This is a genomic window from Brevibacillus sp. FSL K6-6036 (genome assembly GCF_037964015.1).
In the GTDB taxonomy this organism is placed as follows: Bacteria; Bacillota; Bacilli; order Brevibacillales; family Brevibacillaceae; genus Brevibacillus; species Brevibacillus borstelensis.
Genome location: NZ_CP150173.1, coordinates 2,076,817 through 2,092,595 on the forward strand (window position 1 = coordinate 2,076,817; position 15,779 = coordinate 2,092,595).

Genomic DNA, 15,779 nt, shown 5'->3' on the forward strand with positions numbered 1-15,779 from the left:
TTACTTCCCTTCTTTAGCGGTTTTGGCAAAGGTGGTATTGACGAGCTTGGCGTAATCCATACGCTGCTTCAATTCACCTGCTGAGTCCATAATGTCCTGAAGCTGATTCCATTCGGTTTCGTCCAGGATCGGATCTGTCGCAAAGGAGCCTTGCTCCAGATAGCGCTTGATCGAGCTCTCCAGAATTTCCGGCTTGATGTCCTGGAAGTAGGGAGCGATTACCTCAGCTATCTCTTTTGGAGAGTGGGACGCTACCCATTGTTGCCCTTTATAGATTGCATTGGTAAACTTTTGAATAGCGGTTTGATGCTTGTCGAGGTAGCTTTGCTTTGTCATAAAGACCGTGTACGGCACAGTGCCGCTCTCCTTGCCGAACGATGCAACGACATGGCCGATCCCGTTCAGTTCAAACTGCGAGGCTTCGGGCTCGAACAACTGCACGAATTCGCCGGTTCCGGAGGCAAAGGCAGAAGCGACGTTTTTAAACTCGATATTTTGGATGAGCTCCAGATCCGCATGCGGATCAATCTTGTTCTTTTTCAGTACATACTCGCCGACCATTTGAGGCATCCCACCCTTGCGCTGGCCGAGGAAGACGCTGCCCTTCAATTGGTCAAACGAAAAGTTGTCGATTTTCTTGCGCGACACCAGGAATGTGCCGTCGGTCTGGGTCAACTGCGCAAAATTTATCACCGGATCTTGAGCACCCTGCTGGGCGACATAAATACTCGTTTCCGAGCCGACCAGGGCCACGTCGATCCCGTCCGATAGCAGCGCTGTCATGGTTTTGTCTCCGCCCCACGTCGTGCTCAGCTCTACTTCGAGACCCTCTTCTTTAAAGAAGCCCTTTTCGAGCGCAACGTATTGCGGCGCGTAAAACAGGGAACGGGTCACTTCGCCGATTCGGATTTTTTCTGTGCCCCCGGAGCAGCCGCTTATGATCGCGGTCAGTGCCAGGGAGGCAGCCAGACCCAATGAAAGTAAACGCTTCATCCTCAACCCTCCTGTCAGGTGGTTACCTGAACGATTGACAAATTTTCAACGGTTCGATAGGGACCAACGCCAACGGTACCTATCGGGTAAAGTCGCCGGCTGGGCTACAGAGCTCTGTTGCACCGTCGGCATGGATAAAACCTGTGCTTCGCAGCGAAGCTCCGCCAATAAACCTGGCGATGCCAAGTTTTTAATAACGTATGCGCCCAGAGAAAAAAGGGTGAATGCCCAATAGGCGGACAGGCACCGAAAGAAAAGAGAATAAAGGAGAACGTGAACAGACATGCAAGTGACGTTTTTAGGTACAGGTTCGGGTGCCCCTTCCACCAGAAGAAATGTAAGCGGAATCGCCCTCAGTTTTGACCAGAGCGCAAAATGGTGGCTGTTTGACTGCGGGGAAGGAACACAGCACCAAATCCTTCGCTCGCGGCTAAAGCTCAGTCAGCTTGAGAAAATCTTTATTACCCACCTTCACGGGGACCATTTATACGGGCTGATCGGTCTGCTCGCCAGCCGTTCGTTGCGAAATGACAGTGCTGCGTCGGTAGAGCTGTACGGTCCTCCAGGAGTGGAGCGATATGTCAAGGCCGTGATGGATGTTAGCCCCGTGCATCTGCATTATCAGCTCCATATCAAGATCATCGAAGAGGGAACGATTTTTGAGGACGGGGACTTTACCGTCGCCTGCAGGAAGGTTCAGCACCGGGTGCCAGCCTATGCCTATGCTGTTCACGAAAAGGAAAAGCCGGGTCCCTTTTTGGTAGAGCGGGCGAAAGCAGCCGGTATTCCGGCCGGGCCGCTGTACGCTGCTCTGAAACGGGGAGAACAGGTCATGCTTCCGGATGGACGAGTCGTCGACGGAAAAGATTTTGTCGGACCTTCCCAAAAGGGCAGGGCAGTTGTGTTCAGTGGAGATACGGAGCCCTGCGAAGCGGTCAAGGAGCTGGCCAGGAATGCCGACCTGCTCGTACACGAAGCAACCTATGCGTTTGCTGACAAGGAATTGGCGGTGAGGAGCGGTCACTCGACTGCCCGTGAGGTGGCTCAGCTTGCCAAGGAGGCTGGCGTAAAGAGCCTGTGTCTGACCCATTTCAGTCCTCGGTATGAAAATGAGGATGGCGATCTGACGATGGAGGATCTGCTCAGAGAAGCCCAGGAGATCTTTCCCGAGACGGCCCTTGCCAGCGATTTTGCCTCATTCTCCGTAAAACGGGAGAGAAACACAGTGGGAGAAATGGAGAAACCCTGCTATAATGAATGATCATCGCAAGAAAGAAGGGAAACCATGAAACGGGTAACCTTTGCTTCTGCACAGGAGCTGAAGGAATACTGTCTAGAGCAGGAGCTGTCGCTGGTAGTCGAGTACCGGGACGATCAGAACAAGCAGCGCCAGGTTATCTTGTCAGGCGAGAGGCTGGAAGAGGCCGGCATGTATTTGGACCGGCCAAAAGCTGAAGCTTATTTTCGAAAGGACGGCGTCTTTCACGAAGTCATTGCCGGGTGGCAGGATGGCGGATAGCGAATCACGGATTTTCTGACCCGCGAAGAAAGCAGATATCGGGAGAGGAAAGGTGAGCTGAGGTGTCCGGTATACGGATGGGCGGCCCCATCGTGGTTCGTTACGCCATGTTTGTGCTTGGATTGTTTATTGGTGCTTTTGGATGCGTACTGATGATCAAAGCCAATCTGGGGGTATCCCCCTGGGATGTGTTTCACATCGGTTTGCAAAAAACATTTGGGTTGACCATCGGACTCTGGTCGCAAATCGTCGGTGTCATTGTCATTTTCCTGTCGTTTGTATTGGCGAAAATCAAACCGACGTTTGGCATGTTTTTAAATATGATCTGCTTCGGACTCTTTTTGGATATGTTCCTGTGGATGAACATCATCCCTGAGGTCGAAGGAATCGTCCAGCGTGTCTTGATGCTGCTGACCGGACTCCTGGTGTCAGCCGTAGGGATCGGGATGTACCTTTCGCCGCGGCTGGGAGCAGGACCACGGGACAGCTTCATGCTGGCGATGAATGAACGGATGGGATGGAGTATCCAAAGAGTCCGGTTGATTATCGAAGTGAGCGTTCTGCTGGCGGGAGCTGCTCTCGGTGGACCGGTATCGGTAGGGACCGTTCTCGTGGCTGTACTGACGGGACCGCTGATTCAACGGACGATTCCGTTCTGGCAGCAGGTGATGCAAAAGCCATATGGTATGGCAGAGCCGCTGCACCGCAAGGCAAGCTAGACCAAGAGAGAATACGCACAACTGTCAAACGATGAGGGATATGCGGGTAACGTGATTGGGCAATAGTCCAATCACGTTTTTTGTTATGTACATACCATATGAGTAGTTTGTCGACAAAGGAGGGTGAATGGATTGAGTCTGTTCAAAGGCAACTTTGACGATTTCTCTTTGGTTCTTGTCCTCTTCGTGTTGCTGGCTATTGTCGGTTGTTCGTGCGACGACTAACGGACAGGGAACATTCGGTTCGGGTCAGAACCAAAAAGGAGAGCAGCTCATGCTCTCCTTTTTGGATTCCTTTTTCCTAGAGACCTGGCAACCGTTCCTTTACCTGCTTGCGGACTTTGGAAATCTGTTTGTCTGACAGCTTGATGCCCACCGCTTTGCTTACTTTTTTAATCAGTTTCTTCAGCTTTTTGTCATCCTTGAAATCTTTCTTTTTGTACCCTTTTGCCAGTGACTTGACGTCGCTCATGCTCAGTTTCTTCTTGCTTTTTTTATTCAATTTCTTCAACAAATCTTTTGTTTTGGCCATCGGGTTTCGTCACTCCCTTTCCCATTTGTCTGCTAGAAGGCAAAACCGCCCCATTTGCAGTCATATGGCAGCCAAGACAAAGATGTATGGACAAAAGCGGATACATGGACGCCCAATTTTTTTCGTCTGTGTATATACCCAACCCACCCACTCCGCGAATACATAAGATGATGCAGACATTTGTCACGATAGGAGGAAAAAGTGGGTTGAAAATCATCTCTTTTCATCCAAAGCAGCCGTTCCCCAAGATTTTGTCCGAGTTGCAGGAGAGGGTGTCCCGCCTCTCAGTAAAACAGCCGTGGAACTGCTATCATGATTTGTCCTGTCTTTGCGTCAGGCAGGATATGTTCGAGCTGTTTGAGGAAGAGTTCCGCAAATACAATCCCCATGTTGAAGAGAATGCCACAGTCACCGTGCACGCAGAAGACGAGGCGCACGGTGAAGACGAAGTGCCATGGGGAGTCAAGTACATCGGTGCCGAACGCATGTGGAGAAAGGGCAGGGGAAATGGAGTCAAGATTGCTGTAATTGATACAGGCATCGCCCGGGACCATTTTGAATTAAAGGATCGGGTCAAGGGCGGCGTCAATCTGGTGGGAGGAAAGCGGAACGGCCATGGTACCCATGTAGCGGGTATCATTGTGGCGGAGATGAACCATACAGGGATCGTCGGGGTTTCTCCGGAAGCGGACCTGTATGACGTGAAAGCCTTTCGCGAGGATGGAACGGCTTCATTATCCGATATTATCAGAGCCTTGAACTGGTCGATTGAAAACGAGATGGATATTGTCAATATGAGTTTTGGAATGGGACAGTACAGCGAAGCATTGGCCCGGATGGTCAAGAAAGCATCGAAGCGGGGGATTGTCATGGTCGCTTCTGCCGGGAACAACGGAGGAGAGGTGGAGTACCCGGCCAGGTACCCTGGAGTGATTGGAGTAGGTGCGATTGACCGAAACGGCAATCTGGCAAACTTCAGTGCACGGGGAAAAGGGATGAACATGAAGGCGCCAGGCGTGGAAATCTTGTCGACATGGCCGGGGGACAGCTTCCGTACACTGAACGGGACCTCGATGGCTGCACCGCATGTCACCGGCATGCTTGCGTTAAAGCTCGCCCGCAAGAAAAAAAGCAGGGTGCAGGCGGCAGGCAGCTAAGGGGATTTTTGAAAACGTGACAGCAAAAAAAAAGAAACCGGGTCGCATAGAGTACGGATGCAGCCCGGTTTCTTTGTGTGCCCGCCCGGATTTACCCATGAATCTTGGTGTCGTAGTCTTGCTGTACGCGGAACCATATATTAAGATCGTTAATGATACTCGCTATTTCGTGGATTTCCGAGTTCAGCTGACAGGAGCGGGGGAAATCCTCTTCGACATCCAACTGTGTCTGTTTTTCTATGATCATCGCTTCCAGCTTGATGATGCGATCCGGGATCGTGGAACGGATTTCTTCCCACTCCATCAGGATGTCTGCCCTTTCACCTGGCGAATACTCTTCCCAGTCGTGCTGAAGGGCGGGAAGACGAATACCCATCCGTTCATCGTAGACAAATTCGTAACGCAAAGGTACATTCACTCCTCTCACGTCCATCGTATCAAAAAAGGAGAAGGGGGGAAAGTGTGAAAAGAGGTGCAGGCATATGAAAGAAAAGCGGGTGCTGATCGATGCCGACGCTTGTCCCCGTCAAGCCTTGGCTATAGCCAGAACGCTATGTGCGGAAAGGGGCTGGCGATGCATCACCTTTGCCAGCTTCAATCATCAATTGACCGGTGCCGATCACGTCACAGTCGATGCCGGACCACAAGCCGTTGATATGAAACTGGCCAATGAAGCAGAGCGAGGAGACATCGTAGTCACGCAAGATATCGGCCTTGCCGCATTGATTTTGGGAAAGCGCGCAAAGGCGGTTTCACCGCATGGAACAATATTTCATTCAGAGCGAATTGCCTTCCACCTGGAAGAGCGCAATGAAAAAGCCCGGTATCGCAGAGGCGGCGGGCGTACAAGAGGTCCAGCCGCCAGAAGCGCCCAGGATGACGAGCGTTTTGCGGAAGCGCTGAGAGCGCTGATGGACGATGGGGGGGAGATTGGATGAAACAGAACAGTTCAAAATATTTGTGGGGCGCAGCCGTCTTTTTTCTTATTGCAGCTGCTCTTGTCTCCGTTTATTTCCAGGATGGTTTCGGAGCGTTTGACCAGGCAGGTTTCGCATTGGCAAAGGAGGCGCGCTCTGATGAGCTGACGATAGTGCTGACAGTGTTGACGGGTTTGGGAGGGACCAAGGCGATCGTCGCGCTTAGCGGACTTCTCGTCCTGTGGCTGTACTGGAGAGGCTACCGCCGTGAAGCGGTCATCGTGGCGATTGTCATGCTGGGGGCGGCCTGTATGAATGAGTGGATGAAAAATTCGTTTGCGAGGGAACGTCCAGTCGGACATAATCTGATTGCCAGACCGGATTCGTATTCCTTTCCCAGTGCCCATGCCATGGTCAGTTCGGTTTATTATGCGATCCTGGCGTCGCTGCTGCCGCTTATGATCCCTCGGAGTTGGGCCAAATGGGCAGCGCCGCTGCTTTATCTGTTGATTGTCGCCATTATTGCAAGTCGTGTCTATCTGGGAGTTCATTTTCCGAGCGATGTGACGACCGGTGCTTGTTTCGCGGCAGGCTGGTACTTTTTGTTCCGATTTGCACGTGCAAAATGGGGAGAGGCGGGCAAAGCATCGTACTACCCGACGTTTGCCTCCTCGCAAAAGTGAGCTTCCGAGAGACTTGCTTAAATGGAATAGCCGAATTCTTTCATCAGGCTCAGCCATTTTTCCACGCTGGGCTTGTTTTTTTTGTCCTTTGGCAGCACGATGTATGCCGAGCGCTTCGGCGGCTTGCTGCCGACAATCACCATTTCCTTGAGCGTCCCGGCAGCGAGGTCGGCTTTCACCGTAGAACGGGTAAGCAGACTGACGCCAAGACCTTCCTTGACCAGATCGATCGCCAGCTCCGCTTTGTCCACATGCAATTTGGGGACGTAGTTGCGAGGCAGAGTCTGACGAATCCATTCGTCAAACGGAGGGCCCCAGTTGACGTACAAGAGCGGCAAATTCCGAAGCTCCCGGGCGTCTATGTGAGTCGCCGCCGTCACAGAGTCGCCAGCCTTGCAGACGAGAACGATCTCGTCTTCCCATGTGGGGATCACCTCGAAATTGGGCAGGGAAGGCGGGATATAGACAATGCCGATCTGGATCATGTTATCAAGCAAATATTGGATGACATCGGAGGAGTGCCCGGTTTTGGTGCTGATGGCAATTTGCGGATAGCGATAGTGGTACTCCTTCAAGATCGGTTCCAGGGTCGATGTCCAGATGGCATTGAGGCTGCCGATGGAAAGGTAGTCTTCATAGGGCTGCAGAGAAGCTACTTCGCTCAACGCTTCATTTGCCAGCTTGAGAATGCGTTCGGCATAGGGGAGCAAGGTAAGGCCGGCCTGAGTGATCTCGACGCTTCTCTTGTCCCTCGTAAACAGAGGTTTGCCTACTTTTTCTTCCAATTGCTTGATGCGCATCGTTACCGTGGACTGGACCAGATGCAGCATTTCGGCAGCCTTGGTAAAGTTCTTGGTTTGGGCGAGTGTATAAAAAGCCCGCAGTTGTTCAAAATCCATTCACTTCTTCCCTCTTATCTAGAGAATTGATAACTCTATACAAAAAGAATCGTTTCTCAAATTATACCTTGCTTTATAAGCTGAAGGTATCTTTATTTGCTGGACCGGAAAACAGGAGAGTGAGTGGTTGAAATGAATCGGGAGATATGGAGAGAAACCCCGGTCTCCGTCAAGCTGCTGCTGGGAACTTCTTTCATGATGAATCTGGGCTTTTATGCGTTGATTCCTTACCTGACTCTGCATCTGACGGGCAGCATCGGCTGGACGGTTGCCATGGCTGGACTGGTGCTGAGTGTACGGCAATTTTCGCAACAGGGCTTTGCCTTTTTGGGCGGGGTCGTAGCCGATAAATTCGGCTACAAGGGAACCATGGTACTGGGACTGTGGATACGGGCCATCGGCTTTGCCATGTTTGCGTTCTGTACGGAAACGTGGCATTTTTTTGTCGCAGCGATTTTGTCGGGGCTGGGAGGCTCTTTGTTTGATCCTGCAGGTTCTGCCGCCTTTGCAGTCCTTACGCCAGAATCGATTCGCAAAGAAGTATTTTCACTGCGAAACGTATTGACCAATATCGGGATCGTCGGGTCGCAAATTGTCGGTACGGCGTTGGCTACCGTTGACTTTACGTATTTGTCGCTGTTTGCCGGCGGGATGTTTGCCGCAAACGGGCTGCTCGTGCTGTTTTTCCTGCAGCCGATCGCCGCGAAAAATACGACTCACAGCATCTGGAGCAGTATGTCCCACGTCATCAAGGATAGCCGTTTCGTGCGCTACACCATGATCCTGATGGGGTATTACTATTTGAATATGCAGTTGTTTCTCACCATCCCGCAATTGGTGGAGGATGTGACACATCAAAAGGCCGATGTAGGGATCGTGCTGTCCGCGATTTCTCTTTCCGTCATTTTGCTGCAGATGAAGGTGACGAAGTGGCTCGAAGGGTATACGCAGCGCTTTACGCTGATCGGCATCGGGACACTGGTAATGGGTGCCGGGTTGTTTTTGCTCGCCTTTGCTGATAACCTATGGATGTTAATCATCAATGCCTTTCTGTACGCGCTAGGTACCATGATCGCCGTACCTAACCTGGTGGAAGTGGTTCCTCGCTTGGCGCCTCGGGAGCATGTCGGCGCCTACTATGGATTTAACGGATATGCCCTCGCAATTGGCGGGTCTTTCGGGCAGCTTCTCGGGGGCTGGGTATATGATACTTCCCGCCAGTTGGGAGCCCCATGGCTGCCGTGGACGATTTGTCTGGTGGTCGGCATCGGAGTCGCTTGGCAAATGTACCGGATGGAACATGCCGTACAGACGGACGAAAGCGGAAAGAGCTGTACAAAAGTGGCACGTTCATAAAATTGTATAGAAGTTGAAACATTTTCCATTTGTCATTCGTATATAACGGTAGAGATGGTTGGCAATAGAGAAATGGAGGGAATCGCAAATGGAAGACATGAATAAGGTTAAACGCATGCTGCTGGTAGCCAGTTCCCTTGGGTTTGCCGTCTTTGCCATGGTGGTCATAACTGAAATCGTTCGTTTGTCGATGTAAACGTAAATGACGAAAAGCTTGCGGCTGTGGGTGGCCGCAAGCTTTTCTTTTTGTTCCGGACGATCAGGCCGCATTTCCATTCGGTTCCGATGAGTTTCCGGATTTATTTTTAAAGTACAGCTGATAAATCAGAATTGCGATGAGCACGAACGGCACCCCTCCATAAAGGGCAATCCGCTGACTCGGGTCGAATGCGAGACTGACCAGAACGGCAATGTTCAGCACGAGGGCGAGCAATGGCAAGAACGGATACAGAGGAGTCTTGAATTTCAAATCTTCCAGTTTCCCGCCATTTCTCAGGTATTGACGGCGGAAAGCGAGCTGGGAAGCGGAGAGCGAAATCCAGCCGACCTGCGCACCCAGTCCGGCAACCGAGAGCAGCACCATAAAGACGGTCTCTTCTGCAAAGAAACCAGACAGCAGAGAGAGCAGAGAAATGGCAAAGGTGATCAAAAGCGCGTTCATCGGAATGCCTTTGCGGTTTGTCATGCCCAGCTTTTTGCTCGCCATGCCGCTGTGGGAGAGAGAGTAGAGCATCCGCGTGGCGGCATAAAGTCCTGAGTTGGCAACGGACAAAAGGGCTGTGAGCACAACGAAGTTCATGATGTCGGCGGCGTAAGGAATGCCGATGCTGTCAAATACAGCTACGAATGGACTTTCAACAACACCAGCCTGCTGGTAAGGGATCAAGCCGGCCAGGATGAAGATAGCGAGAACGAAGAAGACCAAAGTTCTCCAGACCGTTGTGCGAATGGATTTGGGAATGGTTTTCTCCGGATCTTTGCTCTCTCCTGCAGCAATCCCGATCAGCTCTGTTCCCTGGAAGGAAAAGTTGACGGTAATCATGGTCAAAAGCAAGCCGGTAATTCCGTTTGGCAACAGCGGACTGTTCACGTAGTTTGAAAACATGGGGGCGGGCTGGCCGTTTTTCATCTCGATCAGACCGAACATCGCTGCGCCGCCAAGAATGATGAACAGGATGATAGCGCTTACTTTAATACTCGAAAACCAGAACTCGCTTTCTCCGAATGCTCGCGCGGAAAGCGCATTCAGAAGAAACAGAACGACACCAAAAATGGCACACCACAGCCATACCGGGGACTCCGGAAACCAGCGCTGCATCATGAGCCCCGAGGACAAGAGCTCAAGAGCCACCGTAACCGCCCACCCAAACCAATACAGCCAGCCAACAGCGAATCCCAGCGACGGGCTCACAAACTTCGTCATGTACGTTTGAAACGAACCGGCTACAGGCATGGCGACTGAGAGCTCGCCAAGACAGAGCATGGTCAGATACATGATGAAACCGCCGACCAAATAAGAGATAATCGTGCCGATCGGACCTGCCTGCCCGATCGTATAACCCGAGCCAAGAAACAAACCGGTTCCGATTACTCCGCCGAGAGAGATCATGAAGAGATGGCGACTGTTCATGGACCGCTTTAATTTGTGTTGTTGATCGTTCGTAGATGCCATGTAACCCTCTCCTTAACGTGAATGCACAACTTGTGATCATAAACTGTGTGTATATTCCCTATGCAAATGGTGTGCCAAAGTCGGAATTGTGGAACGGTTGTTTATTATGGGACAAAAAAGAGGTTTTGTGCAAAAAAAATAGGCGTTCCGTGCAAAAAAAGCAGGCAAACGCCAAAAAAATTTGCACTTCACACTGGCTTAACCCCTAACTTGCGAAGGCGGTATTGCAGGCTTTGTCTGCTGATTTGCAAATCCTTGGCTGCACGGGAAATATTGCCGTTGTTCTTCTCAACGACTTTCTGAATATAGTACGTTTCGAACTCCTGCATTTTTTGTTTCAAAGGAGAGATTTCGTCCGATACGGGTAGTACTGTTATCTTTTCCTTTATGGGTGCAGATGTGCGGCGTAAAAAATGGTAAGGAAGCAGCTCGGAGGTAATAACGGTTTCGTCTACCATCAGATTCATCGCACCTTCGATAACGTGCTGAAGCTCCCTGACGTTTCCGGGCCAGTCGTGTCCCATGAAAAACGCCAGCACGTCTTCACTTACACCTTCGACGCTCATTTGGAACAGGTGATTGTACTTGTCGATAAAATGCTGGATCAAAAGCGGAATATCTTCTCTCCGTTCACGCAGGGGTGGAATAAAAAGCGTTACCACGCCGAGGCGGTAATACAGATCCTTTCGCAAGCGCTGATGGGATATGGCTTCTACCGGGTCTTCATTCATCGCGGCTACGATTCGTACGTCGATGGACCTGTCTTTTGTGTCCCCGATGCGCCGGATGGACTTTTCCTGCAAGGCCCGCAACAGTTTTGCCTGCAGGGGCATACTAAGCGAGTTGATCTCGTCCAGGAACAAGGTACCGCCTTCTGCTTGTTCGAACAGGCCGGGTCTCTCCACTGCTCCGGTAAATGCGCCACGGGCAGTTCCAAAGAGGAGTCCTTCGATCAAGGAATCAGGCAGGGCAGCACAGTTCTGTGAAATGAAGGGAGCCGAGGCGCGGAGACTTGCATTGTGAATGCTCTGGACAAAGAGCTCTTTGCCAGCTCCCGTTTCCCCTACGACCAATACAGAGGAAGAGGTCCTTGCCGCACGCTTGGCATTTTCCACAACCTCCAGAATAGCGGGACTTACACCGATAATTTTGTCAAAGGTGTAGCGCGCGCCGTTCTTTTCCCACAGATTTTCACGGATTAGCCGCTCCATTTTTGTCACATCGTTCGCAAGCTCCATTGCGCCGATGAGTTCTCCATCCTTGAGGATCGGGAACGTGTTGTTTATCGTCGTGATCTCCTGACCTTTGTCGTTGAAGTACGTCTGTCTCACGTTGCGGACGCTTTTGCCGGTACGCAAACAAGTAAGCAGCGTGCTTTCCTGGCCGGGAGGGAACTGAAACACTTCGTCCAGTGGCTTGTTGAGAACGTCTCGCTTGCTCATCGATTCCATCTCAGTCATTTTGCGATTGTATACAATCGTGGTACCCGATGCGTCGATTACGTGGATACCTTCATTGACACTGTCCAAAATGGTTTCAAAGACATGTAGGGTATGGTCGGGTAAGTTCAGCTTTTGCCCGGATGACATCCAAAATGCACCTGCCTGTTGGTATGGTATGAGGTACATCATACCATAGGATGGAAAAGGTGCAAAATAATTATGCGCTAATATGGACAAAAGAAGGATATGATGCAAACTTTTTTTGCTCTGTGGGAATGCCCTTCCCGCTGAAACCAAGGATTTGTACAGGCTCAAACAGTTGGCATCATTCTTGAATAAAAGAGAGACATCGCATAATCAAGGAGGCAATGAACATATGAACAAGTCAAACCGGGTCATTGATCAAACAGAAAAATTCGGTGCTCACAACTATCATCCGCTTCCGATCGTTATTTCCAAGGCAGAAGGCGTTTGGGTAGAAGATCCCGAAGGCAACAAATACCTGGACATGCTGAGCGCATACTCGGCTCTGAACCAGGGGCATCGCCATCCGCGCATCATCAAGGCGCTGAAGGATCAGGCTGACAAAGTGACGCTGACTTCCCGGGCTTTCTACAATGATCAGCTTGGCAACTTTTATGAGAAGCTTGCTGAAATGACCGGCAAGGATATGATTTTGCCGATGAACACCGGAGCAGAAGCGGTGGAAACGGCGCTCAAGGCTGTTCGCCGTTGGGCATATGACGTCAAAAAAGTGCCGGATAACCAGGCTGAAATTATCGTGTGCGAGGGCAACTTCCACGGGCGTACAGTTACGATCACCTCCTTCTCTTCCGATCCTGGCTACCAGCGTGGGTTTGGTCCATTTACCCCAGGCTTTAAGATTATCCCGTACGGTGACATCGAAGCGCTGAAACAGGCGATTACGCCGAACACGGCAGCGTTCATGCTGGAGCCAATCCAGGGGGAAGCCGGCATCATCATTCCGCCGCAAGGCTATCTCAAGCAGGCGTATGAGCTGTGCAAGGCCAACAATGTGCTGCTCGTCTGCGACGAAATCCAAACGGGCTTTGGCCGTACAGGCAAGCTGTTTGCGTCTGATTGGGAAGACGTGAAGCCGGATATGTACATTATGGGGAAAGCGCTCGGAGGCGGTGTGTTCCCGATTTCGGCTGTAGCGGCAGACCGTGAAGTTCTGGGCGTCTTTGAACCTGGTTCCCACGGTTCGACCTTTGGCGGCAATCCGCTCGGCTGTGCTGTCGCCGTAGCGGCCATGGACGTCCTGGTTGACGAAAAGCTGGTGGAACGCTCCCAAGAGCTGGGTGAGTACTTCCTCGGAAAATTGAAGGAGATCAAAAACCCGTTGATCAAAGAAATTCGCGGACGCGGTCTGTTTATTGGACTGGAGCTGGAAACGGCTGCTCGCCCGTATTGTGAAAAGCTGAAAGAACTGGGGCTGCTGTGCAAGGAAACGCATGAGACTACAATCCGCTTTGCACCGCCTTTGGTTATTACGAAGGAAGATCTGGATTGGGCGATCGAACGGATCAAGCAAGTCTTGCAAGTAACGGAAACAGCAAATGTATAAGTGATCTCTTCCAAAAAAGTGGACTATCTCCTTTAGCGGGGATGGTCCTTTTTATGGTCAGTCGGACAAATCTCCACTCAAGCAAGGGAAAAAGCAGGTTAATCGTTCGACAAATTGCGACAACATGTGGATAAAAGCGCAGGGAGAATCCACATGGACAACCCTGCCTTTTTGTCAGTTGCACACAGTTTGCCCACAGCTTACCCACATGATATCCCCATTGCCTGTGGATATCAGAACGATTGTTCGCGCCTGTTTCTTCTGCTACAATGGGTTCAGGTTAAGGGATGGAGGTGACAAGCGTGAAATACTTGAGTGACCAAATGCTGATAGAAGTATATCATCGTGCCGTCGACCTTCAACTGGACCCAGCTTTTATTGAACTGCTCAGTGCAGAGATAAAGAGAAGAGACATCGGTATCGCGCAGGTAGTGAGCGCGTAAACGGGCTAACCTAGATGTACAAAAGATTATGCAAAAAGCCATCCGCAGCTTCGGATGGCTTTTTTGTATGCTTACTGTCCGGTTTCAGCGACAAATTCAAAGGCAGTAATTCCTGTTACCGGCGCTTCTTTGGCCAGCAGTGTTTCTGGGAGGAAAAAGTAGACAGGACCATCCGTCCGTATAGGCTTGCCGTCCTTTGAAAACTGCAGGATGGCCCGTCTGGCTTCGCTGAGCGGAAGGAGGATAGGCTCTCCTGTCTCCCGGTAGATCCGTACATGGGTCGCTTCCGGAAGGGGAGCAGCGTTGTCGATGAACGGCGCAAGCCGGATTCCGTAGTCACCCTGGAGAGCCTTCCGTTCCTCGATCAAGCTCTTTCGCTCCGACGGCAAGGCTGCACCTTCCCGAAGCTCCTTGTCCCATTGGGCACCGGTTCCTTCCAGGTACTTTTTCTGATTGCCTGTATCGTTATCTTCCTCACCCGTATAGGTGCCAAGATCAAACTTGCGGTCGTCAAAAATCCATACGCTCGGGTCGAGTGTTATGGGGAAGGAAACGGCTCCCTTGAATACGATTACCTCTGACATGATACATTCCTCCGTCTGTTTAGCGTCTCGGTAACATTGTAACCCGCGGCAAAGGATGTGGCAAACGAGCCGCCCGTGCATTTTTGCAAAAAGCGTTTTTCTGAATAGCAAAAATTCGCTTCTGCGTCTTGCTCCCAAGCAAAAAACAGCATCGCTTTTGACAATGAGGCTCTGACTTCTTACAATGGGGGCAGCAGAATTCCATTCTATTCACGCAAGAGGCGATCTACATGGACAAAATGGACCATATCAACATTCAGCAAGTGCTTGAACAGACGGTGCAGGAGACCGTCAGCGAAGCGGAAAAAGGCGAGGTAGCTTCGTACATACCGGAGCTGGCCAGACAGGACAAGAGGCGGCTGGGCATCAGTGTGTGCCTCAAAGACGGGACGCTGCTTTCGGCCGGGGATGCCCATCTTCCGTTTACCTTGCAGAGCATCTCCAAGATTTTTTCACTCATGGTTGCGCTGTGCGAGCATGGAGAGCGATATGTCTTTGAACGTGTGGGCAAAGAGCCGACAGGCGACCCGTTCAATTCGATTATCAAGCTGGAGACCATCAAGCCGCACAAGCCGTTAAACCCGATGATCAACGCCGGAGCCATCGCTGTTGCAGGCATGATTCCCGGAGCAACTGTGGAAGAACGGCTGGAGAAGATCATGCGGCTGCTTAGAAAAATGACAGGCAATCCCGAGCTCCGTGTCAATTACGACGTATATCAGTCCGAAAAGCAGACCGCTGATCGGAACCGCGCCCTCGCCTATTTTTTGAAGGAGAGCAAGATTCTTTCCGGGGACGTGGAAGAAACTCTCGATCTGTATTTTCGGCATTGCTCGATCGAGGTCACGACCGTGGAGGTGGCACGGCTTGCTGCCATTTTGGCTGCGGACGGCTACGACATTGTGAGCGGCGAGCAGCTGCTTCCCCGTGAAGTGGCGAGAATTTGCAAAACCTTCATGGTCACATGCGGCATGTACAACGCTTCCGGAGAGTTTGCCATCGACGTCGGCATCCCTGCAAAAAGCGGTGTAGCCGGAGGGATTATGGCTTCAGTGCCGCAGCGTATGGGACTTGGCGTATTTGGTCCCGCTTTGGATGAAAAGGGGAACTCGGTAGCGGGGGTCAAGCTGCTGCAAAGGCTCTCCGATATGTGGGATTTGAGCATTTTTTAGTCAAATCGAAAGCGTTCGTGCGTATATACTTACAGTTGCCAAATCGTCTCCCCTTTTCAAATGGCCCAGAATAACGTACTATGTAAGGTAAGGATGGTGGCAA

At 51.2% G+C, this 15,779-nt stretch carries 18 protein-coding genes; 11 read left to right on the forward strand and 7 right to left on the reverse strand.

The annotated features are described in order from the left end of the window. Complete coding sequence (locus tag NST37_RS10345; RefSeq protein ID WP_003387355.1) at positions 1–993, reverse strand: ABC transporter substrate-binding protein; 993 nt, start codon at positions 991–993, stop codon at positions 1–3. A gap of 283 nt (positions 994–1,276) precedes the next feature. Between NST37_RS10345 and rnz the strand changes: the two genes are divergently transcribed. From rnz to yjcZ, 4 genes are all read left to right on the forward strand, one after another. Then, positions 1,277–2,254 (forward strand): ribonuclease Z, encoded by a 978-nt coding sequence (rnz, locus tag NST37_RS10350; protein ID WP_003387354.1) that lies wholly within the window; start codon positions 1,277–1,279, stop codon positions 2,252–2,254. A 24-nt stretch (positions 2,255–2,278) separates the two neighbouring features. Then, positions 2,279–2,512: a hypothetical protein gene (locus NST37_RS10355; protein ID WP_003387353.1), complete on the forward strand. Its 234-nt coding sequence runs from the start codon at positions 2,279–2,281 to the stop codon at positions 2,510–2,512. A 77-nt stretch (positions 2,513–2,589) separates the two neighbouring features. Then, positions 2,590–3,231 carry a YitT family protein gene (locus tag NST37_RS10360; RefSeq protein WP_003387352.1) on the forward strand — a complete coding sequence of 214 codons (642 nt, stop codon included), beginning with the start codon at positions 2,590–2,592 and terminating at the stop codon, positions 3,229–3,231. A 123-nt stretch (positions 3,232–3,354) separates the two neighbouring features. Next, positions 3,355–3,456 carry a sporulation protein YjcZ gene (gene yjcZ / locus NST37_RS10365; RefSeq protein ID WP_122957726.1) on the forward strand — a complete coding sequence of 34 codons (102 nt, stop codon included), beginning with the start codon at positions 3,355–3,357 and terminating at the stop codon, positions 3,454–3,456. Between the two features lie 76 nt (positions 3,457–3,532). On the opposite strand, the gene NST37_RS10370 is transcribed toward yjcZ, so the two are convergent. Further along, positions 3,533–3,763 (reverse strand): stage VI sporulation protein F, encoded by a 231-nt coding sequence (locus NST37_RS10370; protein WP_003387351.1) that lies wholly within the window; start codon positions 3,761–3,763, stop codon positions 3,533–3,535. Positions 3,764–3,969: 206 nt separating this feature from the next. Here NST37_RS10370 and NST37_RS10375 point away from each other — a divergent pair, with 206 nt between their 5' ends. Next, positions 3,970–4,920, forward strand: coding sequence for a S8 family peptidase (locus NST37_RS10375; protein WP_327955995.1), 951 nt, complete (start codon positions 3,970–3,972; stop codon positions 4,918–4,920). Between the two features lie 91 nt (positions 4,921–5,011). Here the strand turns inward: NST37_RS10375 and NST37_RS10380 are convergent, their stop codons facing one another. Next, the gene (locus NST37_RS10380) at positions 5,012–5,326 is read right to left on the reverse strand and encodes a hypothetical protein (protein WP_003387349.1); all 315 of its coding nucleotides are present in this window, start codon (positions 5,324–5,326) and stop codon (positions 5,012–5,014) included. Between the two features lie 76 nt (positions 5,327–5,402). Between NST37_RS10380 and NST37_RS10385 the strand changes: the two genes are divergently transcribed. Beyond that, the gene (locus tag NST37_RS10385) at positions 5,403–5,858 is read left to right on the forward strand and encodes a DUF188 domain-containing protein (protein WP_003387348.1); all 456 of its coding nucleotides are present in this window, start codon (positions 5,403–5,405) and stop codon (positions 5,856–5,858) included. After that, complete coding sequence (locus NST37_RS10390; protein ID WP_052259722.1) at positions 5,855–6,520, forward strand: phosphatase PAP2 family protein; 666 nt, start codon at positions 5,855–5,857, stop codon at positions 6,518–6,520. The genes NST37_RS10385 and NST37_RS10390 overlap by 4 nt, the downstream gene beginning before the upstream one ends. 17 nt (positions 6,521–6,537) lie before the next feature. Here NST37_RS10390 and NST37_RS10395 read toward each other — a convergent pair whose 3' ends face one another. Then, positions 6,538–7,419: a LysR family transcriptional regulator gene (locus tag NST37_RS10395; RefSeq protein ID WP_003387345.1), complete on the reverse strand. Its 882-nt coding sequence runs from the start codon at positions 7,417–7,419 to the stop codon at positions 6,538–6,540. Between the two features lie 132 nt (positions 7,420–7,551). Between NST37_RS10395 and NST37_RS10400 the strand changes: the two genes are divergently transcribed. Continuing rightward, positions 7,552–8,775, forward strand: coding sequence for an MFS transporter (locus NST37_RS10400; protein ID WP_003387343.1), 1,224 nt, complete (start codon positions 7,552–7,554; stop codon positions 8,773–8,775). Between the two features lie 259 nt (positions 8,776–9,034). Here the strand turns inward: NST37_RS10400 and NST37_RS10405 are convergent, their stop codons facing one another. Both NST37_RS10405 and NST37_RS10410 read right to left on the reverse strand, forming a co-directional pair. Next, positions 9,035–10,447, reverse strand: a complete 1,413-nt coding sequence (locus tag NST37_RS10405) for an amino acid permease (protein ID WP_003387341.1) — start codon at positions 10,445–10,447, stop codon at positions 9,035–9,037. 188 nt (positions 10,448–10,635) lie between these two features. Next, entirely contained in the window at positions 10,636–12,036 is a 1,401-nt protein-coding gene (locus tag NST37_RS10410; RefSeq protein WP_024984823.1) for a sigma-54-dependent Fis family transcriptional regulator, read from the reverse strand. Positions 12,037–12,265: 229 nt separating this feature from the next. Between NST37_RS10410 and NST37_RS10415 the strand changes: the two genes are divergently transcribed. Beyond that, positions 12,266–13,477, forward strand: coding sequence for an ornithine--oxo-acid transaminase (locus tag NST37_RS10415; RefSeq protein WP_003387339.1), 1,212 nt, complete (start codon positions 12,266–12,268; stop codon positions 13,475–13,477). A gap of 302 nt (positions 13,478–13,779) precedes the next feature. After that, the gene (locus tag NST37_RS10420) at positions 13,780–13,920 is read left to right on the forward strand and encodes a sporulation histidine kinase inhibitor Sda (protein ID WP_003387338.1); all 141 of its coding nucleotides are present in this window, start codon (positions 13,780–13,782) and stop codon (positions 13,918–13,920) included. A gap of 71 nt (positions 13,921–13,991) precedes the next feature. On the opposite strand, the gene NST37_RS10425 is transcribed toward NST37_RS10420, so the two are convergent. Next, positions 13,992–14,504: a hypothetical protein gene (locus tag NST37_RS10425; protein WP_327986066.1), complete on the reverse strand. Its 513-nt coding sequence runs from the start codon at positions 14,502–14,504 to the stop codon at positions 13,992–13,994. 230 nt (positions 14,505–14,734) lie between these two features. Between NST37_RS10425 and glsA the strand changes: the two genes are divergently transcribed. Then, positions 14,735–15,676 carry a glutaminase A gene (glsA, locus tag NST37_RS10430; RefSeq protein ID WP_122959066.1) on the forward strand — a complete coding sequence of 314 codons (942 nt, stop codon included), beginning with the start codon at positions 14,735–14,737 and terminating at the stop codon, positions 15,674–15,676. The last annotated feature ends 103 nt before the right edge of the window (positions 15,677–15,779 follow it).

Coding starts and splice junctions, on each gene's coding strand:
- NST37_RS10360 (WP_003387352.1), top strand. CDS start 2,590: ATGGGCGGCCCCATCGTGGTTCGTTACGCCATGTTTGTGCTTGGATTG.
- NST37_RS10355 (WP_003387353.1), top strand. CDS start 2,279: ATGAAACGGGTAACCTTTGCTTCTGCACAGGAGCTGAAGGAATACTGT.
- rnz (WP_003387354.1), top strand. CDS start 1,277: ATGCAAGTGACGTTTTTAGGTACAGGTTCGGGTGCCCCTTCCACCAGA.
- NST37_RS10410 (WP_024984823.1), bottom strand. CDS start 12,036: ATGTCATCCGGGCAAAAGCTGAACTTACCCGACCATACCCTACATGTC.
- NST37_RS10415 (WP_003387339.1), top strand. CDS start 12,266: ATGAACAAGTCAAACCGGGTCATTGATCAAACAGAAAAATTCGGTGCT.
- NST37_RS10385 (WP_003387348.1), top strand. CDS start 5,403: ATGAAAGAAAAGCGGGTGCTGATCGATGCCGACGCTTGTCCCCGTCAA.
- NST37_RS10405 (WP_003387341.1), bottom strand. CDS start 10,447: ATGGCATCTACGAACGATCAACAACACAAATTAAAGCGGTCCATGAAC.
- NST37_RS10425 (WP_327986066.1), bottom strand. CDS start 14,504: ATGTCAGAGGTAATCGTATTCAAGGGAGCCGTTTCCTTCCCCATAACA.
- glsA (WP_122959066.1), top strand. CDS start 14,735: ATGGACAAAATGGACCATATCAACATTCAGCAAGTGCTTGAACAGACG.
- NST37_RS10390 (WP_052259722.1), top strand. CDS start 5,855: ATGAAACAGAACAGTTCAAAATATTTGTGGGGCGCAGCCGTCTTTTTT.
- NST37_RS10400 (WP_003387343.1), top strand. CDS start 7,552: ATGAATCGGGAGATATGGAGAGAAACCCCGGTCTCCGTCAAGCTGCTG.
- NST37_RS10370 (WP_003387351.1), bottom strand. CDS start 3,763: ATGGCCAAAACAAAAGATTTGTTGAAGAAATTGAATAAAAAAAGCAAG.
- NST37_RS10345 (WP_003387355.1), bottom strand. CDS start 993: ATGAAGCGTTTACTTTCATTGGGTCTGGCTGCCTCCCTGGCACTGACC.
- NST37_RS10395 (WP_003387345.1), bottom strand. CDS start 7,419: ATGGATTTTGAACAACTGCGGGCTTTTTATACACTCGCCCAAACCAAG.